This window comes from [Brevibacterium] flavum, assembly GCF_019317305.1.
In the GTDB taxonomy this organism is placed as follows: Bacteria; Actinomycetota; Actinomycetes; order Mycobacteriales; family Mycobacteriaceae; genus Corynebacterium; species Corynebacterium glutamicum.
Genome location: NZ_CP079240.1, coordinates 2,568,383 through 2,594,523, shown reverse-complemented (window position 1 = coordinate 2,594,523; position 26,141 = coordinate 2,568,383). Strand labels below are relative to the sequence as shown.

At 55.0% G+C, this 26,141-nt stretch carries 22 protein-coding genes, 2 tRNA genes and 3 pseudogenes; 18 read left to right on the top strand and 9 right to left on the bottom strand.

Features of this window, described 5'->3' with window-relative positions:
• Positions 1–11: 11 nt before the first annotated feature.
• A pseudogene (locus tag KW808_RS12665) lies at positions 12–164 on the bottom strand (lactate racemase domain-containing protein); the annotation flags it as partial.
• Positions 165–185: 21 nt separating this feature from the next.
• On the opposite strand from KW808_RS12665, the gene KW808_RS12660 reads away from it, so the two are divergent.
• The 4 genes from KW808_RS12660 (at position 186) to cspB (ending at position 4,035) form a co-directional block, all read left to right on the top strand.
• A complete protein-coding gene (locus tag KW808_RS12660) occupies positions 186–806 on the top strand; it encodes an LLM class flavin-dependent oxidoreductase (protein ID WP_230622974.1) in 621 nt (206 codons plus the stop codon).
• Positions 807–831: 25 nt separating this feature from the next.
• Positions 832–1,458 (top strand): isochorismatase family protein, encoded by a 627-nt coding sequence (locus KW808_RS12655; protein WP_003860862.1) that lies wholly within the window; start codon positions 832–834, stop codon positions 1,456–1,458.
• Between the two features lie 36 nt (positions 1,459–1,494).
• On the top strand, positions 1,495–1,920 hold the full coding sequence (locus KW808_RS12650; RefSeq protein WP_003860864.1) for a hypothetical protein: 426 nt from the start codon (positions 1,495–1,497) through the stop codon (positions 1,918–1,920).
• Between the two features lie 639 nt (positions 1,921–2,559).
• Positions 2,560–4,035, top strand: a complete 1,476-nt coding sequence (cspB, locus tag KW808_RS12645) for an S-layer protein PS2 (RefSeq protein WP_003860867.1) — start codon at positions 2,560–2,562, stop codon at positions 4,033–4,035.
• Positions 4,036–4,207: 172 nt separating this feature from the next.
• Here cspB and KW808_RS12640 read toward each other — a convergent pair whose 3' ends face one another.
• On the bottom strand, positions 4,208–5,308 hold the full coding sequence (locus tag KW808_RS12640) for an NAD(P)-dependent alcohol dehydrogenase (protein WP_003860869.1): 1,101 nt from the start codon (positions 5,306–5,308) through the stop codon (positions 4,208–4,210).
• Between the two features lie 31 nt (positions 5,309–5,339).
• A pseudogene (locus KW808_RS12635) lies at positions 5,340–5,963 on the bottom strand (aldehyde dehydrogenase family protein); the annotation flags it as partial.
• A 333-nt stretch (positions 5,964–6,296) separates the two neighbouring features.
• Here KW808_RS12635 and KW808_RS12630 point away from each other — a divergent pair.
• Together KW808_RS12630 and KW808_RS12625 are read left to right on the top strand one after the other, a co-directional pair.
• Entirely contained in the window at positions 6,297–6,770 is a 474-nt protein-coding gene (locus KW808_RS12630) for a helix-turn-helix domain-containing protein (RefSeq protein ID WP_230622973.1), read from the top strand.
• A gap of 134 nt (positions 6,771–6,904) precedes the next feature.
• Positions 6,905–7,216 carry a DUF6841 family protein gene (locus tag KW808_RS12625; RefSeq protein WP_042383244.1) on the top strand — a complete coding sequence of 104 codons (312 nt, stop codon included), beginning with the start codon at positions 6,905–6,907 and terminating at the stop codon, positions 7,214–7,216.
• Between the two features lie 339 nt (positions 7,217–7,555).
• On the opposite strand, the gene KW808_RS12620 is transcribed toward KW808_RS12625, so the two are convergent.
• Entirely contained in the window at positions 7,556–8,299 is a 744-nt protein-coding gene (locus KW808_RS12620) for a tyrosine-type recombinase/integrase (RefSeq protein ID WP_034983128.1), read from the bottom strand.
• Between KW808_RS12620 and KW808_RS12615 the strand changes: the two are divergent.
• From KW808_RS12615 to musI, 7 genes and pseudogenes are all read left to right on the top strand, one after another.
• Positions 8,237–8,986 (top strand): annotated as a pseudogene (locus KW808_RS12615) (glycosyltransferase); the annotation flags it as partial. The gene KW808_RS12620 and the pseudogene KW808_RS12615 overlap by 63 nt on opposite strands.
• Positions 8,987–9,191: 205 nt before the next feature.
• A complete protein-coding gene (locus KW808_RS12610; protein WP_003860882.1) occupies positions 9,192–10,322 on the top strand; it encodes an ABC transporter ATP-binding protein in 1,131 nt (376 codons plus the stop codon).
• 82 nt (positions 10,323–10,404) lie between these two features.
• Positions 10,405–11,649 carry a DUF4032 domain-containing protein gene (locus tag KW808_RS12605; RefSeq protein ID WP_003860883.1) on the top strand — a complete coding sequence of 415 codons (1,245 nt, stop codon included), beginning with the start codon at positions 10,405–10,407 and terminating at the stop codon, positions 11,647–11,649.
• 363 nt (positions 11,650–12,012) lie between these two features.
• The gene (locus tag KW808_RS12600; RefSeq protein WP_003860884.1) at positions 12,013–13,344 is read left to right on the top strand and encodes an ABC transporter substrate-binding protein; all 1,332 of its coding nucleotides are present in this window, start codon (positions 12,013–12,015) and stop codon (positions 13,342–13,344) included.
• A gap of 188 nt (positions 13,345–13,532) precedes the next feature.
• On the top strand, positions 13,533–14,378 hold the full coding sequence (locus KW808_RS12595; protein ID WP_003860885.1) for a carbohydrate ABC transporter permease: 846 nt from the start codon (positions 13,533–13,535) through the stop codon (positions 14,376–14,378).
• Between the two features lie 3 nt (positions 14,379–14,381).
• A complete protein-coding gene (locus tag KW808_RS12590) occupies positions 14,382–15,296 on the top strand; it encodes a carbohydrate ABC transporter permease (protein WP_003860886.1) in 915 nt (304 codons plus the stop codon).
• 18 nt (positions 15,297–15,314) lie between these two features.
• Positions 15,315–15,956, top strand: a complete 642-nt coding sequence (gene musI / locus KW808_RS12585) for an ABC transport system MusEFGK2I component MusI (protein WP_003860887.1) — start codon at positions 15,315–15,317, stop codon at positions 15,954–15,956.
• Between the two features lie 102 nt (positions 15,957–16,058).
• Here musI and KW808_RS12580 read toward each other — a convergent pair whose 3' ends face one another.
• From KW808_RS12580 to KW808_RS12565, 4 genes are all read right to left on the bottom strand, one after another.
• A complete protein-coding gene (locus KW808_RS12580; RefSeq protein WP_004567525.1) occupies positions 16,059–16,211 on the bottom strand; it encodes a hypothetical protein in 153 nt (50 codons plus the stop codon).
• A 495-nt stretch (positions 16,212–16,706) separates the two neighbouring features.
• Positions 16,707–16,782: transfer RNA gene (locus tag KW808_RS12575), tRNA-His, on the bottom strand.
• A 76-nt stretch (positions 16,783–16,858) separates the two neighbouring features.
• Entirely contained in the window at positions 16,859–18,028 is a 1,170-nt protein-coding gene (locus KW808_RS12570; protein WP_003860891.1) for an alkaline phosphatase, read from the bottom strand.
• 616 nt (positions 18,029–18,644) lie between these two features.
• A tRNA-Arg gene (locus tag KW808_RS12565) sits at positions 18,645–18,718 on the bottom strand.
• Between the two features lie 208 nt (positions 18,719–18,926).
• Between KW808_RS12565 and ctiP the strand changes: the two genes are divergently transcribed.
• The 5 genes from ctiP to KW808_RS12540 all read left to right on the top strand — a co-directional run bounded on the left by ctiP (position 18,927) and on the right by KW808_RS12540 (position 24,976).
• On the top strand, positions 18,927–21,080 hold the full coding sequence (gene ctiP, locus KW808_RS12560; protein WP_499652169.1) for a copper transport/cytochrome C oxidase assembly protein CtiP: 2,154 nt from the start codon (positions 18,927–18,929) through the stop codon (positions 21,078–21,080).
• A gap of 175 nt (positions 21,081–21,255) precedes the next feature.
• Positions 21,256–21,846: a single-stranded DNA-binding protein gene (locus tag KW808_RS12555; RefSeq protein ID WP_003860894.1), complete on the top strand. Its 591-nt coding sequence runs from the start codon at positions 21,256–21,258 to the stop codon at positions 21,844–21,846.
• Between the two features lie 150 nt (positions 21,847–21,996).
• Positions 21,997–23,667: an energy-dependent translational throttle protein EttA gene (gene ettA / locus KW808_RS12550; RefSeq protein WP_003860895.1), complete on the top strand. Its 1,671-nt coding sequence runs from the start codon at positions 21,997–21,999 to the stop codon at positions 23,665–23,667.
• Positions 23,668–23,885: 218 nt separating this feature from the next.
• Positions 23,886–24,347 carry an acyl-CoA thioesterase gene (locus tag KW808_RS12545; protein ID WP_003860897.1) on the top strand — a complete coding sequence of 154 codons (462 nt, stop codon included), beginning with the start codon at positions 23,886–23,888 and terminating at the stop codon, positions 24,345–24,347.
• Positions 24,347–24,976, top strand: a complete 630-nt coding sequence (locus KW808_RS12540; protein ID WP_003860898.1) for a DUF8185 domain-containing protein — start codon at positions 24,347–24,349, stop codon at positions 24,974–24,976. The genes KW808_RS12545 and KW808_RS12540 overlap by 1 nt, the downstream gene beginning before the upstream one ends.
• Here KW808_RS12540 and chrA read toward each other — a convergent pair.
• Positions 24,973–26,103, bottom strand: a complete 1,131-nt coding sequence (gene chrA / locus KW808_RS12535) for a chromate efflux transporter (protein ID WP_003860900.1) — start codon at positions 26,101–26,103, stop codon at positions 24,973–24,975. The two genes, KW808_RS12540 and chrA, sit on opposite strands and share 4 nt — an antisense overlap.
• Positions 26,104–26,141 lie beyond the last annotated feature (38 nt).

Below are 26,141 nucleotides of genomic sequence, written 5' to 3'. Positions count from 1 at the left end.
TATTAGTGAGGTTAGACCGAACGCCGGTTGGCAAGGCGGTGCAGGATTTCACCGGCGTGCTCGACAACGAGGGTGTCTGGGTCGGCGTAGCCAATGTTGTAGGCGGCGCAGACTTCAGGGGATACCTGGGATGCGAGGGTGACGTTGATGCGAATGAGGGCTTCCCGCAACAGCTCAGTGAGTTGATGGGATTCTTGGGAGATAACTTCCCAGCGGGACACCCATACAGAGATGTTCACGCAGTTCCAGGGCCATGGCAGGCGAAGCAGAACCGAGTGGCTGTTCCTGAAACCACTCCGGAACTGTGGATTCTTGGCTCTTCCACCTATTCCGCACATTTGGCAGCGCGCCTGGGTAGGCCATACGCATTCGCGTTGCAATTTGGAAACGCGGATGTGGAAACAGCAATGCGCATCTACCGCGAAGAGTTCAAACCATCCGATGTCTTGGATAGTCCGTACTCCATGGTCAGTGTGAAAACAGTCATCGCTGATGATGCCGAGACTGCTCGTCGAGAAGCAACAACCTACGCCATGGCCATGCTGCGCATGCTCTCCCGCGCGCCGTTTGCCGTCTTCTCGCCAGAAGAGGTGGAGTCCTACCCGGCGACGGCCAATGAACAGAGCATCATCGACATGTACACAAACCGCACCATCGCCGGCACCGCTGAAACCGTGGCTGATCAGCTTGAACAGTTGCAAGCTCATACGGGTGTCGACGAAATGATGATGGTTCTTGGCACTCACACACCTGGGGTCGATGCCCATGGCCTCGAGCTATTGGCAGATCACTACAACCTTTCCTAATTTCACATCTCAGAAGGAGTTTCACATGTCTACACCACGTCGTGCACTAGTAATCATCGATGCCCAGCAGGAATACTTCGAAGGCCTGTTGCCCATTCAGTACCCAAACCGCGATGAGTCCGTCGCTCGAATCGCCGCAGCCATGGACGCTGCCGCAAGCGCTGACGTGCCGGTGGTCGTCGTCAAGCATGCAATGCCCGAAGGTGCTCCGATCTTTGTCCCAGGTACCGCAACGTTCCCGCTGCACCCTGAATTGGACAAGCGTTCAGACAAGGTCGCGCACGAACTGTCCAAAATCTATGCCAGCATCTTCGCTGACACTGATCTGGAGCAGTGGCTGCGTGAGCGAAACATCGACACCATCACCCTCGTTGGCTACATGACCAACAACTGCGTCATCGGTTCCGCGGCAGCTGCCGAGCCTCTGGGCTTCAAGGTGGAAGTGCTTTCCGACGCCACCGGCGCCATCGATCTGGTCAACGCAGCGGGTTCCGCGCCAGCCAAGCAGGTTCATGAAACCATCATGGCGTTGCTGAACTCTAACTGGGCTGCAGTCACCACCACCGATGGCTGGATTGAAGCTGTTTCCTCCAATACTGCACTGGAAGGGGACAACCTTATTGAATCTGCAGCGCGAGGCCGCAACGCGTAAAAGTTCGTAAATGGGCCAGTCTGCAAGAAAAAACATATGCTGATTTATATGTTTGGTTATTTGCCGACTGGCCCTTTTGATTTAGCTGACGAGGATATTGAAGGGATTGCGATACCTCGTACTAAGTCCCGCGCCTACAAGATTGCTGTGTGGGCTGGCCCGTGGGGAGCGCATCAGTTCTTCCTCGGGAATTCACTGGGAGGCTATCTCCATTGGGCGGTGCTGTCATCGTTGGCAGCTTTTCCATCCTGGATGGGGTTCTGGGCAGGACTGCCTTTGGCGGTCCTGTTAAACGTCGGGGTTTGGTTGTACACCATCTATTCGATGGCAACCATGGATGAAGATGATGCGCGGCTGCAAGGGGAAACAGCTCCGTCATACTTTGAACGGATGCTGTGGGTGTGCAAAATTTCGTTGTGGGGCATTGATTTTTGGAAAAAGTATCGCATTAGCGATGTCTAAATCTTGGCTGAAACCATTACATTTGCTGTGTGCGAACTGTATAATCAGCTGATATTGCGCTAAATTCCTGTGAATTAGCTGATTTAGTACTTTTCGGAGGTGTCTATTCTTACCAAATCGTCAAGTTGTGGGTAGAGTCACCTGAATATTAATTGCACCGCACGGATGATACATGCTTACACCTGCAAGTAACCCGAGGTTAAGTGTATTTTAGGTGAACAAATTTCAGCTTCGGGTAGAAGACTTTCGATGCGCTTCAGAGCTTCTATTAGGAAATCTGACACCACTTGATTAAATAACCTACCCCCGAATTGGGGGATGGGTTATTTTTTGCTGTGAACGTAGTTTTGGTACATATGACCTGCGTTTATAAAGAAATGTAAACGTGATCGGATCGATATAAAAGAAACAGTTTGTACTCAGGTTTGAAGCATTTTCTCCAATTCGCCTGGCAAAAATCTCAATTGTCGCTTACAGTTTTTCTCAACGACAGGCTGCTAAGCTGCTAGTTCGGTGGCCTAGTGAGTGGCGTTTACTTGGATAAAAGTAATCCCATGTCGTGATCAGCCATTTTGGGTTGTTTCCATAGCAATCCAAAGGTTTCGTCTTTCGATACCTATTCAAGGAGCCTTCGCCTCTATGTTTAACAACCGTATCCGCACTGCAGCTCTTGCTGGTGCAATCGCAATCTCCACCGCAGCTTCCGGCGTTGCTATCCCAGCATTCGCTCAGGAAACCACTGTAACCACCAACGGCTTCAACGACGCTGACGGTTCCACCGCACAGCCAGTTGGCCCTGTTAACCACACCGAAGCAGAGCTGCGTGATGCAACTGACGCGACCGGTAACTACCTCGAGGCATTCCAGACCGGCGACATTCAAGCAATCGTCGGTGCTTACGTCGATGCTGGTGAAGACGGATTCGATCCTTCTGAGCAGGCTATCTTCGAGGCATTCGAGGCTGCACGCAACGAGGCAACTCAGCAGCTTGCTTTCTCTAAGGACACCATCACCAAGACCCGCGAGTCCGTTAACTACGCACTCAAGGTTGACCAGGAAGCTACCGAAGCTTTCCTTGCTTACCGCAACGCTCTGCGTGGCGCAGCTGATGCAATCAACCCACTGATCGAGGCTGCTAACGATGCTAACCGCACCGATCGTGCAGAGATCAAGGATTACGCTGACCTTTACACCCAGACCGATATTGCTCTTGAAACTCCACAGCTTGCATACGCTTTCCAGGACCTGAAGGCTCTTCAGGCTGAGGTCGACGCAGACTTCGAGTGGTTGGGCGAGTTCGGAATCGACCAGGAAGACGCTAACTACGTTCAGCGTTACCACATCCCTGCTGTTGAAGCACTCAAGGCTGAGGTCGACGCTCGCGTCGCAGCAATTGAGCCACTTCGTGCAGACTCCATCGCTAAGAACCTTGAGGCGCAGAAGTCTGACGTTCTGGTTCGCCAGCTCTTCCTCGAGCGTGCAACCGCACAGCGCGACACCCTGCGTGTTGTCGAGGCGATCTTCGCTACCGCTGCTCGTTACGTTGAACTCTACGAGAGCGACGAGAATGTAAACGTTGAGGGCGATACCCTTCGTAACCACTACGTAGCACTGCTCCCAACCCTGTTCGGTGCAGCATTCTTCAACATCGACATTCTTGACGATGCAGACGAAGCAGCAGAGCTCTACTACCTCCACTGGAATACCGACCTCGGCACCAACAATGAGGATCTCGCTTACGCTGAGGAGAAGCGCGAGTTCGCTCTCCTGACTTACGCAAAGGTCTTCATCAATGGTATCTGGCAGGAAGAAGTCAAGTACGTCCAGAACCTGGATGATGGAGCTCGCGCAGAAGCAGCTCGCGTAGAAGCAGAGCGTCTTGCAGACGAGGCATACCGCGCTGAGCAGCTCCGCATCGCTCAGGAAGCAGCTGACGCTCAGAAGGCTATCGCTGACGCTCTCGCTAAGGAAGCAGAGAACGGCAACAACTCCTCCGACGACAAGGAGACCGGTTCTTCTGACATCGGATCCTGGGGACCTTTCGCAGCAATTGCAGCTATCATCGCAGCAATCGCAGCTATCTTCCCATTCCTCTCCGGTATCGTTAAGTTCTAATTTCGAACCGAGATAGCTAAAAGTTAAACCACCTCCTTTCTTGCGGGAGGTGGTTTTTCCCTTGGCTAACAGCACCAAAAGAAAAGCCACCTCCTTGATCTCAAGGAGGTGGCTTATCTTTTATTTACTGGGGAGCCGGAGGTTGGCGTCGATAAGCAAAAATCTTTTGCTTTTAAGGGAACGTGATAATCGGCTTAATGACCTCGCCACTGGCGGAATCCGCAAAGGCATCATTGATTTGTTCCAGCGGGTAAGTGCGCACGAGCTTCTCGATCGGGAGCTTGCCCTGGCGCCACAAATGAACCAGGCGGGGAATGAACTCCTGGGGAACGGCGTCGCCCTCAATGATGGTCTGGAACTTCCAACCACGAACCAGGGATGCGCCGACCTCGAAGGTCGCTTCCGTGCCAGGAGCAGGGGCGCCGACGAGACCGACGGTACCGTTGATGGCCAGGGAATCGGCTGCTTGCCTAGTCACCGCCAAAACACCGGTTGTATCGAGGGCGAACTGCACGCCATCGCCGGTCAATTGCTTGATCTTCTCAACAGGATCCTCATCCTTAGAGTTGATCGTGTGAGTGGCTCCGAGCTCTCTCGCCATCTCAAGGCGGGAATTGTGGATATCAACGGCAATGATGGTGGTCGATCCGGTTGCAGCTGCCGCCATGATCGCTGCGGAACCGACAGCTCCAGTGCCAAAGACCGCTACGGTATCGCCAGCGCGAACGCCAAGCGAGTTGAGAATCGCGCCAGCACCCGTAGACAGACCGCAGCCGAGAGGCCCAAGGAGTTCCAAAGGAACATCGTCATCGACCTTGACCACGCTGCGTGCTGACACATTGGTGTAGTTGGCAAATGTGGATTGGCCGAAGAAATGAGAACCTACTTGCTCGCCGTCTTCAGAGAAGGCAGTCGAACCGTCATCGCGGGTACATGCGAAGTTGCGATCATAGAATTTCTCACAGTACGCAGGCTTACCACCCAAACACTTCAAGCACTGACCACAAGAGTTGAATCCCAGCACTACCTTGTCATCTGGTTTCACCGAGGTAACGGCAGAACCCACCGCCACAACTACTCCGGCGCCTTCGTGGCCGAAAACTGCGGGAAGGAACGTTGGGTAAATCTGATCACGAACAATTGCGTCAGTGTGGCACACTCCGGCAGCAATAACACGGATTTGAACTTCATCTGGTCGTGGTGCATCCAGATCAATGGTGGCGATCTCAAAAGGTTGCTTCGTGGCACGAACAATAGCAGCAAGGGTTTGCATTTTTACTCCTTATACATAGGTGCAGTTTGGATTAGAGATAAATGGTTTGGGTTTCTTGGTAGGAAGCAAGACCTTCGGGGCCGAGTTCGCTGCCAAGGCCACTATTTTTCACACCTCCAAATGGTGCGGCGGGATCAGGGATGTAGCGGTTGATTCCGATGGTTCCAGTGTGAACTCGGCGGGCCAATGCAGCGCCCCGTTCAGGATCGCTGGTCCAGACAGTTCCGCCGAGACCGAACTCAGAATCGTTGGCTAGTTGGATGGCGTGTTCATCGTCTTGGTAGGAAATAACAGAGAGCACCGGTCCGAAGATTTCTTCTTGGGCAATGGCTGCGCGATTGTCTACATCGGCGAATACTGTTGGCTCAACGAAGAATCCGGCGTCAAGGTCGTGGGGACGGTTGCCACCGACAGTGATGCGGGCGCCAGCATTTTTGCCTTGGGAAATGTAGGATTCCACGCGCTCACGCTGCCGGGCAGTCGCCATCGGTCCGATCTGAGTGTCAGGGGAGGACGTGACTCCAACCTGCAGGCTGCCAGCGAAAGCGGTGAATGCATCGACAACTTCCTCGTAACGTGATTTTGGAGCAAGGATTCGGGTACCAAGGAAACAGGTTTGCCCATTGTTGAGCAGGGGAGAGGTGAACTGGGCTTCCACTGATCTTGTACAAGGTGAGCTCAGTAATTCAGCCTTGGGTAACGTAACGACATTCAAAATTGCCGGAACACTACAGGCATTGAAACGCACTCTGTTAAAGTATGTGCACTGAAATCCGGAACCATGGTGCTCACCCGGGATGGAGAGCCAGATTTGCGACTGCAACCCGGGGAGATTGCAATTTATGATACTGCAGTCCCATACGAGCTATATTTCTATGGTCAGTGAGATTGCACGGTTAAGACAGTGTCGCGCGAAGAAGTGTCCCTGCCGAGCCGAACTCTGAACAATGCCTTCCGGAAGTATTTTCCAATTCCCGATGTAGGGTCAGTGCTGACTCAATTGATTGAATCATCGATTTTCGACAACGTTGCGAGCAGGGAGTCCTCTGAATTTCTCGGCCATGCTGCCATCGATCTACTTGCTGGCCTTGTCTATGAAAAAGCCACTCCCTATGCTCCAGATGAAGCACTTCAAGTGGCAGTTCAAAGCTATATTCGGGAGAACCTTGGATCCTCACAACTTACGGTCGCAGCTGTAGCCGGGGCGCATAGAATCGCGGTTCGTACGTTGCATCGATTATTTGAAGGCGAAGCATACGGAGTAGCGGAATTAATCCGACACCTCCGATTAGAGGCAGTATATGAAGACCTTCGGGATCCTCGCCTCCAGAACCTGACCATTTTGGCCATCGGCATGCGCCACGGTATTTCCAGCCAAGCTCATTTAACAAGACTGTTTCGCTCTAAATATGGGGTCCCTCCGCCAGAGTTTCGCCGAGGCTATATTAATAGCGCTGCTTGAGGGCACCGCAAGCGTGGCGCTGGAGGTGGGCGTCGATAAGCGAAAAATCTTTTGACCTGACGTTGCGGGCATAACGTTGAGTTTATGAGCGCGTACAACATTGCCCGAGAGTTTTTGACGGATATACCCGTGCCCTGCTCGATCGTGATGCGAAGGCTATCTCCGATTTCTACGCGGTGCCTGCGCTAATCGAGTTTCCTGAACTGGCTATCGCGGTATCCGATGCCAACCAGACCGAAGAGTTCTTTGCCGGTGCTTTTGACCAGTACGAGGGAGTCAGGGTTACACGGGCAGTCGTGGAGGTCGTCGCAGCAACCAGTCATAGTATCTGGGCTGATGTCACTTGGAATCATCAGGGCGGAGCACCGAACGAGCGGAACATGTACCAACTCATCCGCACTGGGGATGACTGGAAGATCGCTGTTTTGACGCCACTGGATGAATGAACGACCTCTTGGCAGTGGCAGGTCAGAAAGGCCAATGATGAGCGCTTCGAACAAGATGATCAGCGACTTCATGGCTATCGCGGAGCGCACCGCAGTTGTGGCCCAAATGTGGCCAAAAACCGGCCACAGACAACAAAGCAGGCCAGGACGTTTAATTAAAAACATGTCCTGACCTGCTAGTTATTAGGGGTGGCTGACGGGGCTCGAACCCGCGACACCCAGGGTCTCGGTATGAACTTAGGGCACATGCGGGAATGGTAGGGAACATGCAGTGTGTGGGCGTTTTATGTTCCTTGGTGTTCCGTGTGATTCCCGCAAAATCCCGAGCCTTACGCGTAGTTACGCGTAGGCGCGCTTGACTTGTCTCATGAGTGATTCAATATTTTGGCGGTCGTTGTAGTACTCCTCAGCTACCTGCTCGGTGTGGCCGAAAATGGCGGCGCGTGTAGCTGGGTCCATCACGTCCGCGTACACACCGTGCAGCGTCGCACGCCAGGAGTGGCTTCGGAGGTCTTGAAGAATCTTCGCGCCTGTAGCTTCTGCAATTTGCCGGTATAGCTCGGGCACCTTGTCATCTGCGTTCGTCGCGTCCCAGGGCCTCGCGGTCGTCGTCGGTGAGCCTACGATGAAATGCTCGTCGTCCTCGCGGTGTGTACGCAGGTATTCCGCTACGTCGGCCCTCAGGATAGGGATATACCGCCCTCTTTCCTTGCCTTTTCGCCCCTTGACAATATCGGCGCTGGCATTAATGAGCATGCCATCGTCACCGTCGATGATGTGCTTCCACTGCAATTGATTGGCTTCGGCAATTCTCAGCCCTGAAACGGCTTGGAGGAGAGTGAGCCGCACAATGCGGGCATGGATGTTCTTGGTGCTTTGTCGGATGTTCTTGTGCTTGGTGGGGGTTAACAGTGGCTCGGTATCCCGCGTTAACAGATGCTTAATGACGGCATCCCATTCGGGTTTTGTGAGTGTGCGGCGGCCTGACTTCTTGGGCTTCGGTGCTGCAATATCTAGGTTCACGCCCCGGATGGCACCGGAGAGGCTGCAGACAAGCTCGCTGCTGAGGATTCTCACCTGCACGTGCTGCACCGCGAAGGCAAGGGTGGCCTTCTTGGCGCTTATATCGCCGGCTTCGAGTGGGGCCTAGAGAAGGATTACCATGTTCTGTGCGAAATGGATGCCGACGGCTCCCACGCACCAGAACAGCTCCACCTCTTGCTTGAGGAAATTGAAAAGGGCGCAGATCTGGTCATTGGCTCCCGCTACGTACCGGGTGGAGAGACAGTGAACTGGCCTGCCAACCGCGAACTGCTGTCCCGCTTGGGCAACAAGTACATTTCTGTTGCCCTGGGTGCCGGCATCAATGACATGACTGCCGGCTACCGTGCTTTCCGGCGTGAGCTGCTTGAGCACCTCGACTTTGAGGAGCTTTCCAACGCCGGATACATCTTCCAGGTGGACGTTGCCTTCCGCGCCATCAAGGATGGCTTCGATGTCCGCGAGGTTCCGATCACCTTCACCGAGCGCGAGCTTGGTGAATCCAAGCTGGACGGCTCCTTTGTCAAGGATTCCCTGCTCGAAGTAACCAAGTGGGGAGTGGCTCACCGCTCCGAGCAGATCAGCGATTTCACATCGGAAGTATCCAAGATCGCCTCCCGCACGGTCAAGGACATGGAGCTTGGCCCTAAGGCCACCACGGCCAAGAACGCTGTATCGGACTTCGTTTCCGAAGTCTCTAACCTAGCTAAAGGCACCTTCAAGAAGTAACTCGATGCCCGCGGCGTCTCATCCACGCCCATGAATTAGAAGAACTAAGCCCGGAAGCCACGGCATGGCTTCCGGGCTTTGTCATAGGGTCCAAACTAGTGCTAATGTCATAGGCAGCACTCTAGATGGCGCACAGTGACTCACTTCACTGTTTCTCACACTACGGATCGTTCGGCACGTACCTGCCGATGGAGGAGATTCTGCAATGGCAACCGTAACGTTCAAAGATGCTTCCCTAACCTACCCGGGAGCAAAGGAACCCACCGTCAAGAAATTCAACCTGGAAATCGCCGATGGCGAGTTCCTCGTCCTCGTCGGCCCTTCCGGCTGTGGTAAATCCACCACGCTGCGCATGCTGGCCGGTTTGGAAAACGTTACTGACGGTGCCATTTTCATCGGAGACAAGGACGTTACCCACGTTGCACCGCGTGACCGTGACATCGCCATGGTTTTCCAGAACTATGCTCTCTACCCCCACATGACCGTGGGCGAGAACATGGGCTTCGCACTGAAGATCGCCGGCAAGTCCCAAGACGAGATCAATAAGCGCGTCGACGAAGCCGCCGCCACTTTGGGCCTGACCGAATTCTTGGAGCGCAAGCCGAAGGCCCTGTCCGGTGGTCAGCGTCAGCGTGTGGCCATGGGCCGCGCCATTGTTCGCAACCCGCAGGTCTTTCTCATGGATGAGCCGCTGTCTAACCTCGATGCCAAGCTGCGTGTTCAGACCCGTACCCAGATTGCAGCCCTGCAGCGCAAGCTTGGGGTTACCACCGTTTACGTCACCCACGACCAGACGGAGGCCTTGACCATGGGTGACCGCATCGCGGTGCTGAAGGATGGCTACCTGCAGCAGGTTGGCGCGCCCCGAGAGCTTTATGACCGCCCCGCCAACGTCTTCGTCGCCGGCTTCATCGGCTCCCCAGCCATGAACTTGGGCACCTTCTCGGTCAAGGATGGTGACGCTACCTCTGGTCACGCTCGCATCAAGCTTTCCCCGGAAACCCTCGCCGCCATGACGCCGGAGGATAATGGCCGCATCACCATTGGTTTCCGCCCGGAGGCACTGGAGATCATTCCGGAAGGCGAGTCCACCGATCTTTCCATCCCAATCAAGCTCGACTTCGTGGAGGAACTCGGTTCCGATTCCTTCCTCTACGGCAAGCTGGTAGGCGAGGGCGACCTTGGATCCTCCAGCGAGGATGTCCCCGAGTCCGGCCAAATCGTCGTCCGCGCTGCTCCGAACACCGCGCCTGCTCCGGGCAGTGTTTTCCACGCACGCATCGTGGAGGGCGGCCAGCACAACTTCTCGGCGTCGACTGGCAAGCGCCTCCCTTAAGCCCGCGTACCGGCTACCCCGAGGCACGTAATGAGTAGGGCAGTTCTAGCCATAATCAGCAGAAAAGGTGGAGTGATTCGCCATGAAAGAGTCCATGAGCATCACCTCGTCGACGTACGCGTCGGCACTGCTGACACTGCCCTGGGGTACACCCCTGGAACAGTGGCCCGATAATCTCATCGCCGCGCTGCCCAGGGGTATTTCCCGGCACATCGTGCGTTTCGTGGGGATCAACCGTGGCATCGTCGCGGTCAAAGAAATTGGTGCGCGTACCGCCCACCACGAGTACAAGATGCTGCGTGAACTGCAGCGCCTTGGTGCCCCCAGTGTGCGCCCCGTAGCCGTGATCACCGGACGCCATCCGGCAGAGGAAGACTACGGGGAGCTCACCGCAGCTTTGGTGACCGAGCACTTGGAGTTTTCCCTGCCCTATCGCGAGATCTTTTCTCGGCACCTCACGGTCGTGGAAGCGGAGAAGCTCATCCGCGCCCTGTCCGTGCTGTTGGTGCGGATGCATCTGCTCAACTTCTACTGGGGAGATGTGTCACTGTCTAATACTCTCTTTCGTCGCGATGCTGAAACCTATTCCGCCTATCTCGTCGATGCCGAAACCGGGGAGTTCCAGCCCAACCTCTCTGAATCACGCAGGCTTTACGACGTCGACATCGCCCGCGTCAACATCATTGGCGAACTCATGGACCTACAGGCGGGTGAATGCCTAGATAAGTCCATCGATGTCATCGCCCTAGGAGGCCTTGTCGAAAGCTCTTATCTTGAATTGTGGACGGAGCTCACCGCGGAGGAATCCGTCGATGCCAGTGAATATTGGCGCCTCTCTGAGAGAATTGACCGGCTCAATCAACTGGGCTTTGACGTAGGGGAGCTCAAGGTCACGAAGGACGATTCGCGGCAGGTTGTGCGCATTCGCCCTGTAGTGGTGGATCCGGGCCACTATCGTGCAGAGCTATTGAGCTTAACCGGGCTGAGCGTCGAGGAACACCAGGCCCAACGCCTATTGGGCTCGATCCAGGCCTATCAGGCCGTCGAATGCGGACCGCATGTAGGTCTTACCCAAGCCGCGCATCTCTGGATGACGAATGAATACGAACCGACTATCGCCGCCGTCCCCGTGGAGATGTTAGACAAGCTGGAGCCAGCACAAATCTTCCACGAAATCGTCGACCACCGCTGGTTCCTCGCCCAAGAAAGGGGAGGGGCTGTCACCCTCCCAGAGGCCACGGCATCCTATCTTGAATCCGTGCTTCCGGCCCGCCGCGACGAGGCTCGCCTCCTCAGCACAAACCCTTCAGACGAAGACTTGTCATAACCTCTCGCGTGCCCCAACGGCTCCTACGATCAAAAATCCTCCCTGCTTCCCTCAACTGTTTTTATATGTATTTGTATGTTTTAGGCCCGATTGCCCCATAATTGGGGAGGGTTTCAATGTCCGAATGTAGATATGGTCACAATCGGGTGTTTTGGGTCCGATTTCTTGTGAATATGTGGGATACACCACTAAGGTGGAAGGAAGGCTAACCAGTTCATAGTCGGACTGCAATCCGCTATGAAGTACTTGGTGGCGCTGGGAAGAAGCCTTCGTTATGGGAGGTCTCCCAGACACAATCGAATACGGGCCGGATATCCATCTCGGCTCATCACCCCGCTTTTTATCAAGAAAGATGAGGACCTCTTGAAGCGTCTTACTCGCATCGCATCCATCAGCATGGCCTCCATGCTCGCCGCCGCAAGTCTCGTCGCGTGCTCCGGCTCCACCGACGAGGAAGGCGATGTTTACTTCCTGAACTTCAAGCCTGAACAGGACGCGGCATACCAGGAAATCGCAAAGGCCTACACTGAAGAGACCGGCGTTATGGTCAAGGTCGTTACTGCCGCCTCCGGCTCCTATGAGCAGACCCTTAAGGCCGAGATTGGCAAGGACGAAGCCCCGACTCTCTTCCAGGTCAATGGCCCAGCCGGCTTCATCACTTGGCAGGACTACATGGCAGATATGTCGGACACCGAGGTAGCTAAGCAGCTGACCGACGACATTCCGCCGCTGACCACCGAGGATGGCGAGGTACGTGGCGTTCCGTTCGCCGTCGAGGGCTTCGGCATCATCTACAACGACGAGATCTTCGACAAGTACATCGCCACGTCCGGCGCAAAGATCAAGTCCACGGATGAGATCACCAGCTACCAGAAGCTCAAGGAAGTCGCCGAGGATATGCAGGCAAAGAAGGACGAGCTCGGTATCGAAGGCGCCTTCGCCTCCACCTCGCTGACATCCGGTGAGGACTGGCGTTGGCAGACCCACCTGGCCAACGCTCCGATCTGGCAGGAGTACCAGGACAAGGGAGTCGAGGACACCAACGAGATCGAGTTCTCCTACAACAAGGAGTACAAGAACCTTTTCGATCTCTACCTTGAGAACTCCACCGTAGAAAAGTCTCTTGCGCCGTCTAAGACGGTGTCTGATTCCATGGCTGAGTTCGCACAGGGCAAGGCCGCTATGGTTCAGAACGGTAACTGGGCATGGTCCCAGATTTCCGAGACTTCTGGCAACGTGGTCAAGGAAGACAAGATCAAGTTCCTGCCCATGTACATGGGTCTGCCAGATGAAGAAAAGCACGGCATCAACGTCGGTACCGAGAACTATTTGGGCGTGAACTCTGAGGCCTCCGAGGTCGACCAGCAGGCCACCAAGGACTTCGTGGATTGGCTGTTTACCTCTGAAGCTGGCAAGGAGCACGTGGTGAAGGACCTTGGCTTCATCGCACCGTTCGAAAGCTACACCGCTGAGGACACCCCGAATGACCCCCTTGCTGAGCAAGTCGCGGAAGCTATCGCTAACAAGGATCTGACCACCTACCCGTGGAACTTCCAGTACTTCCCGTCCCAGCAGTTCAAGGATGACTTCGGCCAGGATCTGTCGCAGTACGCCTCCGGAAAGCTGAAGTGGGAGGACGTCGTCAAGCGCTTCAAGGACAACTGGGCTGCTGAGAAGGAATCCAACTGGGGCTAAAGCTCTATTCCCGTCCCCCTCGCCACACTCCTTCCAATAGCGGAGGGCGGGGAGGGGAGTAGGTGAGGGTTGTGGCCCGCGTCGCGAGCTTGTGCGCGAGCAGTTATTCCACATCCTCAGCCTCCTCTCCTCACCGCCTTCCCCGCTGGGAAACGTGTGGCACCACCTGAAATTAAGGTTTCACCACCATGCAAGCAACGCTGAAGAAGTACTTCCCAGTCTTTGTCTTGCCCACCCTTCTGGCATTCATGATTGCCTTCTTGGTGCCGTTCATCGTGGGTTTCTTCCTCTCCTTTACGAAGTTCACCACTATCACCAACGCCAAGTGGGTTGGCATAGACAACTACGTCAAAGCTTTCTCCCAACGCGAAGGTTTCATCTCAGCCTTCGGTTTCACCGTCCTCGTGGTCATCGTCTCCGTGATCACAGTCAACATCTTCGCCTTCCTCTTGGCGTGGTTGCTGACCCGCAAACTCCGCGGTACCAACTTTTTCCGCACAGTCTTCTTTATGCCGAACCTTATCGGCGGCATTGTGCTGGGTTATACCTGGCAGACCATGATCAACGCCGTGCTTTCGCACTATGTCACGACTATTAGCGCGGACTGGAAATTCGGCTACGCCGGCCTCATCATGCTACTTAACTGGCAGCTCATCGGCTACATGATGATCATTTACATCGCCGGCCTGCAAAACGTCCCACCAGAGCTCATTGAGGCTGCCGAACTCGACGGCGTCAACAAGTGGGAGATGCTGCGGCACGTCACTATTCCGATGGTCATGCCATCCATCACCATCTGCCTCTTTTTGACTTTGTCGAACTCCTTTAAGCTCTTCGACCAGAACCTGGCGCTGACCAACGGCGCTCCTGGCGGGCAAACTGAGATGGTGGCGCTCAACATCGTCAACACGCTGTTTAACCGTATGAATGTCGAGGGCGTCGGTCAGGCCAAGGCCGTTATCTTCGTCGTCGTTGTGGTCGTCATCGCGTACTTCCAGCTGCGCGCGACCCGCTCCAAGGAAATCGAGGCTTAAGTTATGACTACCAGCACTTCAGCGCAGGCCGCTCCGGCCTCGAAGAAGAAGGATCACCAGCTTCCCTCGGATAATAAGACCCACATGTCTGGCAGCGCCAAGTTCGTGGTCTACGCCATTCTGGCGTTCTTCACCATCGTCTTCTTGGGGCCGATCCTCTTCATCTTCATCAACTCCTTTAAGTCCAAGTTCGCCATCTCCTCCGATCCTTTCTCCCTTCCCATCGGTGAAACCTGGGTCGGCTTCGAGAACTTCATGGTGGGCTTGACCAAGCAGGGCTTCTTGGAGGCCACATTGTGGTCCTTCATCATCACGATCCTCTCCGTCATCGTCATCGTGTTCTTCTCCGCGATGACCGCCTACTACATCACGCGCGTCAAGACCTGGTGGACAAACCTTCTGTACTACCTCTTCGTGGTCTCCATGATCATCCCCTTCCAGATGGTCATGTTCCCGACGGTCAAGATTGCAGACATGCTCCACCTCAACAACCCGATCGGCATCGTGGTGCTCTACCTCGGTTTCGGTTCCGGTCTGTCGGTGTTCATGTTTGCGGGCTTCGTCAAGTCCATTCCTCTGGATGTTGAGGAAGCTGCGATGATCGACGGCTGTGGTCCGCTCCAGAACTACTTCCGGGTAGTCTGGCCTATGCTCAAGCCAACTGCCGTCACCGTGGCCATTCTCAATGCCATGTGGGTGTGGAACGACTACCTGCTGCCATACTTGGTCATTGGCCTGTCCACGCGATACAAGACCATCCCGGTGGTCATCCAATCCTTCGTTGGCTCCAACGGTAACCGCGATATGGGTGCCATGATGGCCATGCTGGTCTTGGCCATCATCCCCATCGTCATCTTCTACTTCTCCACGCAGAGGCACATCATCGAAGGTGTGGCTGCCGGTGCCGTGAAGGGTTAAAGGTTGCGATAGGTTACCATGAATCGCATACTCGGCCCCGAATCGAAGTTCTATGCTGCTCTGAGCCTCTTCGCTGACCTAGTCATCGTGAATGTTCTCTTGGTGATAACGTGCTTTCCCGTATTCACCGGGGGAATGTCCTTGCGCACCGCCCACGCGGTGACCGGCCAGATGGTCCGCGAGGAAGGTTCTCGCCGCGGCTCGGCCTTCGTTCGGGGCCTTTTGACGCGTCCCGGGGTCAACACCGCATGGTGGCTCATTTCCCTCGCCGTCGCCGCCTTAGCCGCGTATGAATTCGCTATCATTGCCAAGGCAGATCTGGGTTCAATGGGCCTGATACTGCGCGCAGCCTTGATCTCGGGGCTTATCGTATTGGGCTCTGTCAGCGTATGGTTCTTCCATCTCGATGCACCGGGGCTCGGCTTCCGCCAAAGAATCACACAGGCCATGATGAAGGCGGTAGGGCACCTACCGCGTACTCTTTTGGCAATATTGCCTGGCATAGTGCTTGTTTTGTACCCCGTCTTTTTCCCAGCGCAGTGGGGAGGCTACCTGTTCTTCCTCGCAGTGCTCGGCCCGGCTCTCGCGGTCTATCTCGCCGAGCTAGTGCTGCAGTGGCCCGAACTCAATTCGCAAACGCCCGATAGCCCCTCTGCATAACGCGGTGCGCGCCAGCTGGCCTAAAACGAGAAATAGGGTAGTGGTATCCACGTCATCGTGGAACCACTACCCTGTGGTCTTTGTGGGCTTCCTAGAAGCTCTTTAAGCTTCGCCTTCCTCCTGCGCCTTCTGCTCCTTGAGCAGACGGGCAGCCGCGCGGCGACGAGAACGCAGATTCTCGATGCGCTCGGTCAAGAGTTCATCCAACTCCTCAATGGAGCGGCGCTCGCGCAGATTGAAAAGTAGTAGAAACATGCTGGTCACGGCGTTTTCGTGTGTTTCGTCATTTGTTTTTTCGATTTTCGTAATTTTACGAAACCGCAGGTCAGGCGTTTCGTAGTTTTTTCGTAGTTTGCTTCGTAAATTACGAAACTATGAAAGAGACACCTACAGCATTGTGTTGCAGGTCACAAAAGGGCGCGCTCTAGGGATTGTAGGTGCTTATTGGAACGCGTGTTCTAAAAAGCGTGTGGTTGTTTTTGCTGTCACTTTCTCGCTCCCATGCCTGTGATTCGGGACCAAGGGGGAGAAGGGGGCACAGGGGGAAGGGTGGCAGGGTGTTGTAGGGCTGCCTCAGGCGGTAGAATGGGCTTAGCGGCGTGGGGGCGCTGGCGTGGCCATGGCGGCGTTGCTGCGGCCTTTGGGGGCGAGGCGGAACAGTGAAAAACCGAACCTTAAGCGTAGGTTAAAGCGTAGGCGGCTGAAAATGTAAAAATCCCCCAACCTGTTTGTGCAGGTAAGGGGATTATTTGGGGTGGCTGACGGGGCTCGAACCCGCGACACCCAGGATCACAACCTGGTGCTCTACCAGCTGAACTACAGCCACCATTACCGCGTTAAGCAGCACGGATAACTTTAACTCACCGTGCTGCATTAACCAAAACGGCTGGTCAATCGGGGGTTTACCACCACTTGTTGAAAGTCAGGTTCGCGATCTCAATGTTGTCGATGTAATTCCCGCGAATTGGGTCAACTTGATCGGCAGCAGCAACGATATCGGAGACACCTGCGCCACGAACGAACACTGGGACGAGCTGGTTGGTGTGGTTGCCGGAGTGCCAGCCGTGGTTTGGAACGATGCCTGCAGCGCCGGTCATTGCGGACCAGTTTGGATCGTTGTCAGGGCCCGTCATGTAGCCGGTTTCGTGGTCGGCGGTGACGATCACGAGGGTTTCATCCCAAGAGGAGTTGGTCTCAACCCACTCGATGACAGTTTCAACGGCCTTGTTGAACTCTTGGACTTCTTCAATGTCGCGAGCCATGTCATTTGCGTGGCCTGCCCAGTCGATTGCGCCACCTTCGATCATGATGTGGAATCCGTCTTCGTCCTGGTTGAGAACGTTGAGGGCTGCCTTGGACATGGTGGAAAGGTCGACGACGTCGTTGAGTGGAACGTCGTAAGGAGTGACAGAGTCGCCATCGCGGTCGTGCTGAAGGGGGTCTTCGACCTGCGCGAGACCGAAGTACTTGTCACTTTCAACTTGGCCGTTTGCGAGAGCCTCGAAGTCTGCGTCCTCTTCGACGAAGGTGAAGTCGGTTTCGCCACTTGCGAGGCGCTCGTACTGGGAAGCCTGCATGTAGTCTTCGTCGGCTTTGGTGATTGGGTTGCCGTTGTTGTCGAAGAATGGGTGGCCAGCACCCATGATGACGTTGAGATCACTGTTGATCATCTCTTCGGCCATCGCGTGCAGATCATTGCGGTTGGAGTTGTGAGCTGCCCAAGCCGCAGGAGTTGCGTGGTTGAAAGGAACAGAGGAAACAACGCCGGCTGCCTTGCCCTTTTCAATTGCGTACTCAGAGGTGTTCTTCGCAGGCTCGTTGGCTGGGTTGATGCCGATCATGCCGTTGGTGGTCTTAACGCCGGTTGCCATTGCGGTTCCTGCAGCGGCGGAGTCGGTGAAGTTCTCATTGACATAGTTGTGATCAGCCCACGCGCGCTCAGGGTCGTAGGAGTTTCCATCCTGGAAGGTGGACTGTGCAAGCTGGGTCCACTCCGCGCCCTCGAATGCCTGAACTGGAGTGCCACCCTCAACTGGGGTGACAGAACCTGGCTCGCCTTCGACCTGGTACATGGTCTGGCCGGTTTCAAACAGGTTGGTTGCGGAAACATGGTTGTAACCATGCCGTCACCGATCATGTAGATGATGTTCTTTGGAGCATCCAGAGGTGCTGGAGTTTCAGGATGGAGCTCGCTGGAGGACAGCAGTCCTGAGGATCCAGAAACGTAGGAGGACTGGGCGGCAGCGGTGCCGGAGATTCCAGCGAGAACAATGCTGGAGGTGATGGCGCAAGTGATTTCAAGCGAACGACGCTTGAAAGACATTTTATTCCTTATGTTGGGCTCGAGAGTGTGCTTCAGGGCTTCACTGGGAATGTGCTTTTCATGAAAATGAAGCAAGAAAGGTATGAAAACCAAAGAGTTTTCCGAGTTTTCACCCGGGCAATCCATAAGGTAGAGGCTATATGTCAATTCCTGGCTACTTTTAAGTGAAGTCTTGGCGACTAAACTTTGGCTCGCCTATTTTCCTAAAAACCGACTAATTAGTGTCTGGGAGTTGCCAAGAGTGTGTATGAAGTGTGCTCAAAATGTGCTCGCAGCATGATTATGGAAAGTAGAAAGGGCACCCCTTCAAAATGAAAGAGTGCCCTGAACTGCTGAAACATGGATAAAACATGTTTAAATTGCGGTGCCCCCAGCAGGATTCGAACCCGCGACCAACCGGGTAGAAGCCGGTTGCTCTAATCCACTGAGCTATGGAGGCGTAGAAACTACTACTGGTGCCAAACCGGCAATCTAGAAAGCTTCTCGAAACACTTTATATAGAAACTCCCACAATTGACAAGAAATACCCAATTGTGTGAAGCCCCACATTATTGCGTGCGCTTGGAACTTTACCGTACACCCGTGTTCGGCTATCACATGGATCACTCAACTATGGTTCTGGGTGTTGGGGAGGTTAGATTAGGGGCATGGATGAGCAGGTCGTTGCCGAGGGTTCTGGTGGAGTGTCTTCTCCAGTGAATAAATCGCAGGTAAAGAGCAGCAAGGTGAGAATCACCTGGCCTTTCTACGTTTTGTTTGCGTTTGTGGCTGGTTTGGTGGGTGCCATTTTGGCGTGGGGTTTCCTGTCGGAATCTCTCGCTTCGTTGGGCATCCCTGATCCTGGCCCGATGACTACTGCTGGTTTGCCGTTTTTGCGTGCGGTGGGCTGGATTGTTGCTGCGTTGTCGGCGGGTAGTTTCATGGCGACGACCTTCTTTATTAGTCCGCGGGAAATTAAGCGCAGCGCGGAGGATGGGCCTCAGAAGACTAGTTATCTGAATCGTTCGTATTTGTCGGTGGATGGTTCGATCGCGGCGCGTACGGGTTCGTTTGCGGCTATTTGTTTTGGTCTTGTTGCCATTGTGATGATTCCGATGGTGATGTCGGACTTGTCGGGTCAGCCGTTCATTGAGGCGTTGAAGTTGCAGAACTGGGCGATCGCATTCGAACAGGTTGCATTGGCGAAGGCGTGGTCGTGGGTTGCTGGTTTTGCCTTTATTACAGGTATTGCTGGTCTGTTTTGCCGCACGTGGTTGGCACAGCCGTTGCTGTTTGCGGGTTCCATCATCATGACTGTTCCACTTGGTTTGGAAGGTCACTCAGCTGCCGGTGGCGACCACGATTACGGCACGAACTCCCTGTTGTGGCACTTGGTTTTGATGCTGCTGTGGGTGGGTGGCCTGATGGCGTTGATTGCGCACGCTCGTCGCATCGGTCCCAACATGGATATGGCAGTGAAACGCTATTCCATCATCGCAACCTACGCAGTTATTGGTATGGCGATTTCTGGCATCGTGAATGCGTTGCTGCGCATGGACTTCTCAGATCTATTCACTACACACTACGGTTTGCTGGTCTTTGCTAAGGCTGTTGGCGTTGTCGTGGTGGGCATGTTCGGTTTGGCCCACCGCACTTTCACCATCCCGAAGCTAGAGAAGGATCCAAAGAACTCAGCGCTGTTTACTCGCATCGCGATCGTGGAAGTTCTTGCCATGGCTGCGGTCACCGGCGTTGCTATTTCCATGGGACGCACCCCGCCACCTGCACCAGAGATTCAAGATCTTTCCGTGATGGCCTTGGAAATGGGCTACTCCCTGGAGAAGGAACCAACTCTTCTCAACGTGTTCACCATGTGGCGTTTTGATTTGATGCTGGGCACCATCGGCATCATGTTATTGGCCTTCTATATGTATGGCCTTGTGGCTTTGCGTCGACAAGCAAAAAAGTGGAACCACATGCGCACCTTCTGGTGGGTGCTGGGCTGTATCACCCTGGTGGTCACCGTTTCTTCTGGCATCGGCATGAATATGCCGGCGACGTTCTCCATGCACATGGTCGCGCACATGCTGCTGTCCATGGTCGTGCCGGTGTTCCTGGTGCTGGGCGCGCCGTTGTCGCTGATCATGGAGGCCGTTGCGCCTGGTAAGCCGGGCCGACCTGGCCTGCACGAATGGGCCGCGGTGATGACTGATAATCCGCTGCTGAAATTCATCATGCACCCAGCGGTGAACACGATTCAGTTCATCATCATTTTCTACGCGCTCTACCTGACCCCACTATATGAAATCATGGTGTCTGAGCACGCCGGACACCTGATCATGAACTTCGTGTTCGTGATTTCCGGTTACGTCTATTACTGGGAAATGATCGGTCCTGACCCCAAGCCGGAGGAACGCACACATGTTTCCCGCCTGGCGTGGCTGACATTCTCGATGCCGTTCCACCTCTTCTTCGGCGTGTACCTCATGCAGCTCCAAGTCATTTTGGCGGAGGATTTTTACACCAAAATCAACCTGCCATGGGAGGTCGATCTGGCCTACGACCAGCTCGTTGGCGGCGGCATCGCCTGGGCGTCGGGTTCCTTCCCGCTGATTGTCGTGTTCGGTTACCTCTTCCGTGGTTGGTTCCGTGAGGAAAGAATCGTGGAGAAAAATTACGAGGCCCGCGCCGAATCCACTGGTTACGCTGACGCCGAGGAATACAACAGGATGCTCGCACGCATGAACGAGGGCCACGACATGCACGGCGACTACTACCAGGAAACCTTCGAGTCAAAAGATAAAGGCAAAGACAAAGAATAAGCTTTTCGACGTCTCCCCGCACCCCTTCCAGCCCGCCCCTGTGGATAACTAGGCCTCATTTTCGATCAGGCCACAACTTATCCACAGGCGGGCTTTTTCTTCCTTTACGCGCTTGTCGTTCGGTGCCAGACTGCGTGGTGAAAGCACTCATCACCTATCAGAAAAGGGAAGAAAAATGATCAACACACCAGTAACCATCGCCGGCCGCATCGTCAGTGACTCCGTATATATTGGCCGTAAAGACAACCTCGATGGCGTCCTAAGAATCCGCGTGGCCAGCTCCCGCTCCTACAAGCAGGGCGAAAAATGGCACAACGTGGACAAAGTCTTCATCAACGTTGAAGCCTGGGGAAAACTCGGCATCAACTCCCACATTTCCCTCAAACCAGGCGTCTCTGTGATCGTCCAAGGCTTCCTGTACACCAATGAATGGGAAGTGGAATCCGCTGATCCCAATGTTAAAAAGCTAGAAAAGCGCCAAGAAATCAGGATGCGAGCAACCTCCATCGGTATTGACATGAACCACTACATCGTTGGCTTCAAGGAAAGTAAGCCCAACGCATCCAACAGCCCCGAGGGCGTGGAGATGCCAGATGCAAACTTGGAAGACTATCCAGATGTAGATCAGAAGCGGGGATCGAAGCAGGGGGCAGGGTCTTCGGAAGCTGACGAGGCTCCTGAGGCTCCTGAGGAAAAACGCGAATTAGCTATGGCTGGTGCGGGAGCAGGTTCAGGCTCTGATTCAGGCGAGGAAGCGCCTTTTTAATCGCCAAACATCTAAATGGTCGCAGCGGGGGAGTGATCCTTCGCTGCGATTGCTGTAAGGCCCACTTGCCCGAGGTCCCTAAATTGGCGCTGCTCATGTAATCTTGTGCGTTGAGTACTTAAACGCAAATTCGCATTTAAAGGGGTTACATTGGGCGAGTTCATCTACACGATGAAGAACGTGCGTAAGGCAATCGGTGACAAGGTCATCTTGGACAATGTCTACATGTCCTTCTACCCAGGCGCCAAGATCGGTGTCGTCGGACCCAACGGTGCCGGTAAGTCATCGATCTTGAAGATCATGGCTGGGTTGGATCAGCCTTCCAACGGTGAAGCATTCCTGGATCCAGGTGCAACCGTGGGTATCCTGTTGCAGGAGCCACCACTAAACGAAGAAAAGACTGTTCGCCAGAACGTCGAAGAAGGTCTTGGTGAGATCTTCGAAAAGAAGCAGCGCTTCGACGCCATCGCAGAAGAAATGGCAACCAACTACACCGACGAGCTCATGGAAGAAATGGGCGTTCTGCAGGAGGCTCTCGACGCAGCTGATGCGTGGGAGATCGACTCCAAGATCGACCAGGCAATGGATGCATTGCGTTGCCCTCCAAGCGATGAGCCAGTTACCCACCTCTCCGGTGGTGAGCGTCGCCGCGTCGCACTGGCAAAGCTTCTGCTTGCAGAGCCAGATCTGCTGCTGCTCGATGAGCCTACTAACCACCTTGACGCCGAGTCCGTCCTGTGGCTGGAGAAGCACCTCGCTGACTACAAGGGCGCTGTCCTTGCCGTCACACACGACCGTTACTTCCTCGACCACGTTGCACAGTGGATCTGTGAAGTTGACCGTGGTCAGCTGCACCCTTACGAAGGCAACTACTCCACCTACCTGGAGAAGAAGGCCGAGCGCCTCGAAGTTGCTGGCAAGAAGGATCAGAAGCTGCAGAAGCGCCTGAAGGACGAACTCGCATGGGTTCGTTCCGGCGCTAAGGCACGTCAGGCTAAGAACAAGGCTCGTCTGCAGCGTTACGACGAGATGGTTGCGGAAGCTGAGAAGTACCGCAAGCTCGACTTCGAAGAAATTCAGATCCCAACCCCACCACGCCTGGGCAACAAGGTCGTGGAGGTCAAGGACCTGGAGAAGGGCTTCGATGGCCGCGTGCTGATCAAGGACCTGTCCTTCACCTTGCCTCGTAACGGCATCGTCGGTGTGATTGGACCCAACGGTGTGGGTAAGTCCACCCTGTTCAAGACCATCGTTGGCCTTGAAAACCCAGACGCAGGCAGCGTTGAAATCGGCGACACAGTCCAGCTGTCCTACGTGGACCAGGGCCGTGAAAACATTGATCCAGAAAAGACCGTTTGGGAAACCGTTTCCGACGGCCTTGACTACATCGTTGTTGGCCAGAACGAAATGCCATCCCGCGCATACCTGTCCGCATTCGGATTCAAGGGCGCAGATCAGCAGAAGCCATCCAAGGTCCTCTCCGGTGGTGAGCGCAACCGCCTCAACCTCGCGCTGACCTTGAAGCAGGGCGGAAACCTGATCCTCCTCGATGAGCCTACAAACGACCTCGACGTGGAAACTCTGGGCTCCCTGGAAAACGCACTTCAGAACTTCCCTGGCTGTGCAGTGGTCATTTCCCACGACCGTTGGTTCCTGGACCGCACCTGTACCCACATCCTCGCGTGGGAAGGCAACATCGCGGAAGGCCAGTGGTACTGGTTCGAAGGCAACTTCGAAGACTACGAGAAGAACAAGGTGGAGCGCCTCGGTGCTGACGCCGCACGTCCTTCCCGTGTCACTCACCGCAAGCTGACTCGCTAAAGTTGGTCCGCTAAAAGCGACTAAAGCTCAAACAAAGACCTGCCCAACGTCCCCGGTAAAATGGCGGAGTGGGCAGGTCTTTTGGCACCCACACACCCCGTTAAGCCTGATTTAAACAATGGCGAAGACCACAATAAATGTGCTCCCTTTTTAAACCATCGGTACAATGCTTGCGAGACGTAAAAGCTGGACAAAAAGAAAGAGGCTAGGCGAACCCCATGGCAGCCAAGAATGAAAACACCCCAAGCAACCTGCACGTCACGGAGGTTGATCTTCGGTGGTCCGACTTTGACCGCTTTGGGCACGTCAACAACGCAGCCTTCATCGAAATCGCGCAGGAAGCACGCCTGACCTTCGCAGAGGATCAGTTCCGTGAGCGCGGCTACGAAATCCCAGCCGTGTTTGTGCGCCACCTTGAGGTTGATTACCTCCGCGCGATTCTTCCTGACACAACCAAAGCTGTCGTGGAAACACAGGTGACCAAGCTGGGTAACACCTCGTTTAGCACTCGTCAGGAAGTTAAGGATCGCAACGGTCGCGTGTGCTGTGTTGTGGACTGCGTGCAGGTTGCGGTGAATGTGCAGACCGCTGCGCCTCGTTCCATCAGCAAGGTTGAGCGCAAGGTGCTGACCGCTGTGGCAACTGATGAGGTTCAGTCGCAGGAAGCGCTCGAAAAGTAGTGGTGGAAACGCTCACCATTTCTTCTGGCGCTCGCGGCCTGCAGGCATTGATCGCCCGCGCTGTGGGGCTCGATGAGCTGGCCAACGCGCGTTTTCGACAACTCACCCCCGAAATCGTTGACGTCTTTGTCACCACTCCTTTCGGAGTGACGGCATCGCGCCGGGTAGGCGGCCACGCTGGTCGTGATGGCGCAGCTGTCGGAGCAAAAGATTTGCTCGCCGCCCTCTCCGAAAATAGGGACGAGGTCGGCGCCTCCCGCGACGCTAGCTGGCCGGGGTCACTGCCACCAGCAACAGGCTTTACGCTTATCGACGAACTGCCCACCCACATCGTCCGCACCTTAGCTGACCAGGGACAAGCGTTGGCTCGCCAATTCTCTGGACCTATGGGGCCACCGTCGTCGTTGATGGATCAGGAAGTCATCGCGGCCGAAGGCAACGGCAAGACGGCATCCATCCCGATGCGCACTGTATTTACCTGTACGTCTCTCGGGTTGATCCCTGGTTTTGAGGCTCCCAATGAGGTGCCTCGTCACCTGAGGGTGTCTGTCAACGGTCGTTGGACCAGAATTGACGCACCCTATGGCAGCGTGTACCACTCCTCAGGATTGGGCTTAAGCGTCTTTTAGAGCAGCACCCACCCAGCTAGTGCTGCGCCCACGGCGATGACCCATGGGGGAAGCTTCCACTGAGCAAGCGCCAACCAGCAGGTAGCGGCGATCGCCAGGGAGGCAACACCTGTCACACCATGGGTGAATACGGGATCGTAGAGTGCTGCACCCAATAGCCCGACCACACCGGCGTTGATGCCAGTCACCGCTGCTTGGATGCGTGGTGCGGTGCGCCAGCGTCCCCAGAAAAATAGTCCACAGATGCTGAGCAGCGCGGCGGGGAAGAAAATCGCGATGCTGGCAAGGACAGCACCAGGAATGCCACCATATAGTGCGCCTAAGTAGGCTGCGAAGCTAAACATTGGTCCTGGCACTGCCTGCGCTGCGGAATATCCCGACAAAAATTCAGTGGAATCTACATAGCCTGGCATCACCACAAGTTTTTCCAATAGTGGAAGCACTACGTGGCCACCACCGAATACGGTGGCCCCTGCCTGGATGAATGCGGGGTAGAAGCCACTACCGATAACTGCGGCGACCAACGCCACGATGAACACCACCACGGAACCAATACCGGCCCAGGCGGGGATGGAGCGGAGGGGAGAAGGCGGTGGGGTGGCGTCGACAAGCTTATTAAAAGCTAGCGCGCCGACCACGCCGGCTGCCGCTATGACGCCTAAGTGGGTGAGCGCGTGGGGGATCGCTAGGACCGCAATGCCGGAGGCGACCGCAATTGTCGCAGTGGCTGCGGTGTTGGCCATTGAGCGCGCCATGCCAGCAACTGCGTGGAAGACGACGGCGACTGCTGCGGCAAGCAAACCTGCAGTCCAGCCGGTAGGGGAAGGATCAATGAGCAGGGCAAATGCTGCCATGAGAGCCAGTGATGGCCAGGTAAACATCAGCCAGGCCAACGCCATGCCACCGAACCCCGCGCGGTGGTATCCCAAAATCATGCCGACCTGCGAGGATCCGGGGCCTGGCAGCAGTTGGCTTAAGGCTACGATCTCGGAATATTGGCGGTCATCGAGCCAGCGTCGACGCTCAACAAACTCAGTATGAAAGTAACCCAAGTGGGCGGTGGGGCCGCCGAACGATGTAAAGCCCAAGATGCCGAAGCTGCGGGCGACTTCTAGAAACCGATTCACGGTTGTTTAGTTTATGGTCTAAACAACGTTTCAGCAGA

Coding starts and splice junctions, on each gene's coding strand:
- KW808_RS12580 (WP_004567525.1), bottom strand. CDS start 16,211: ATGTTTCTACTACTTTTCAATCTGCGCGAGCGCCGCTCCATTGAGGAG.
- KW808_RS12545 (WP_003860897.1), top strand. CDS start 23,886: ATGGCAGCCAAGAATGAAAACACCCCAAGCAACCTGCACGTCACGGAG.
- KW808_RS12595 (WP_003860885.1), top strand. CDS start 13,533: ATGCAAGCAACGCTGAAGAAGTACTTCCCAGTCTTTGTCTTGCCCACC.
- KW808_RS12610 (WP_003860882.1), top strand. CDS start 9,192: ATGGCAACCGTAACGTTCAAAGATGCTTCCCTAACCTACCCGGGAGCA.
- KW808_RS12655 (WP_003860862.1), top strand. CDS start 832: ATGTCTACACCACGTCGTGCACTAGTAATCATCGATGCCCAGCAGGAA.
- KW808_RS12660 (WP_230622974.1), top strand. CDS start 186: ATGGGATTCTTGGGAGATAACTTCCCAGCGGGACACCCATACAGAGAT.
- KW808_RS12650 (WP_003860864.1), top strand. CDS start 1,495: ATGCTGATTTATATGTTTGGTTATTTGCCGACTGGCCCTTTTGATTTA.
- cspB (WP_003860867.1), top strand. CDS start 2,560: ATGTTTAACAACCGTATCCGCACTGCAGCTCTTGCTGGTGCAATCGCA.
- KW808_RS12590 (WP_003860886.1), top strand. CDS start 14,382: ATGACTACCAGCACTTCAGCGCAGGCCGCTCCGGCCTCGAAGAAGAAG.
- musI (WP_003860887.1), top strand. CDS start 15,315: ATGAATCGCATACTCGGCCCCGAATCGAAGTTCTATGCTGCTCTGAGC.
- KW808_RS12570 (WP_003860891.1), bottom strand. CDS start 18,028: ATGTACCAGGTCGAAGGCGAGCCAGGTTCTGTCACCCCAGTTGAGGGT.
- KW808_RS12555 (WP_003860894.1), top strand. CDS start 21,256: ATGATCAACACACCAGTAACCATCGCCGGCCGCATCGTCAGTGACTCC.
- KW808_RS12640 (WP_003860869.1), bottom strand. CDS start 5,308: ATGCAAACCCTTGCTGCTATTGTTCGTGCCACGAAGCAACCTTTTGAG.
- ctiP (WP_499652169.1), top strand. CDS start 18,927: ATGGATGAGCAGGTCGTTGCCGAGGGTTCTGGTGGAGTGTCTTCTCCA.
- KW808_RS12605 (WP_003860883.1), top strand. CDS start 10,405: ATGAAAGAGTCCATGAGCATCACCTCGTCGACGTACGCGTCGGCACTG.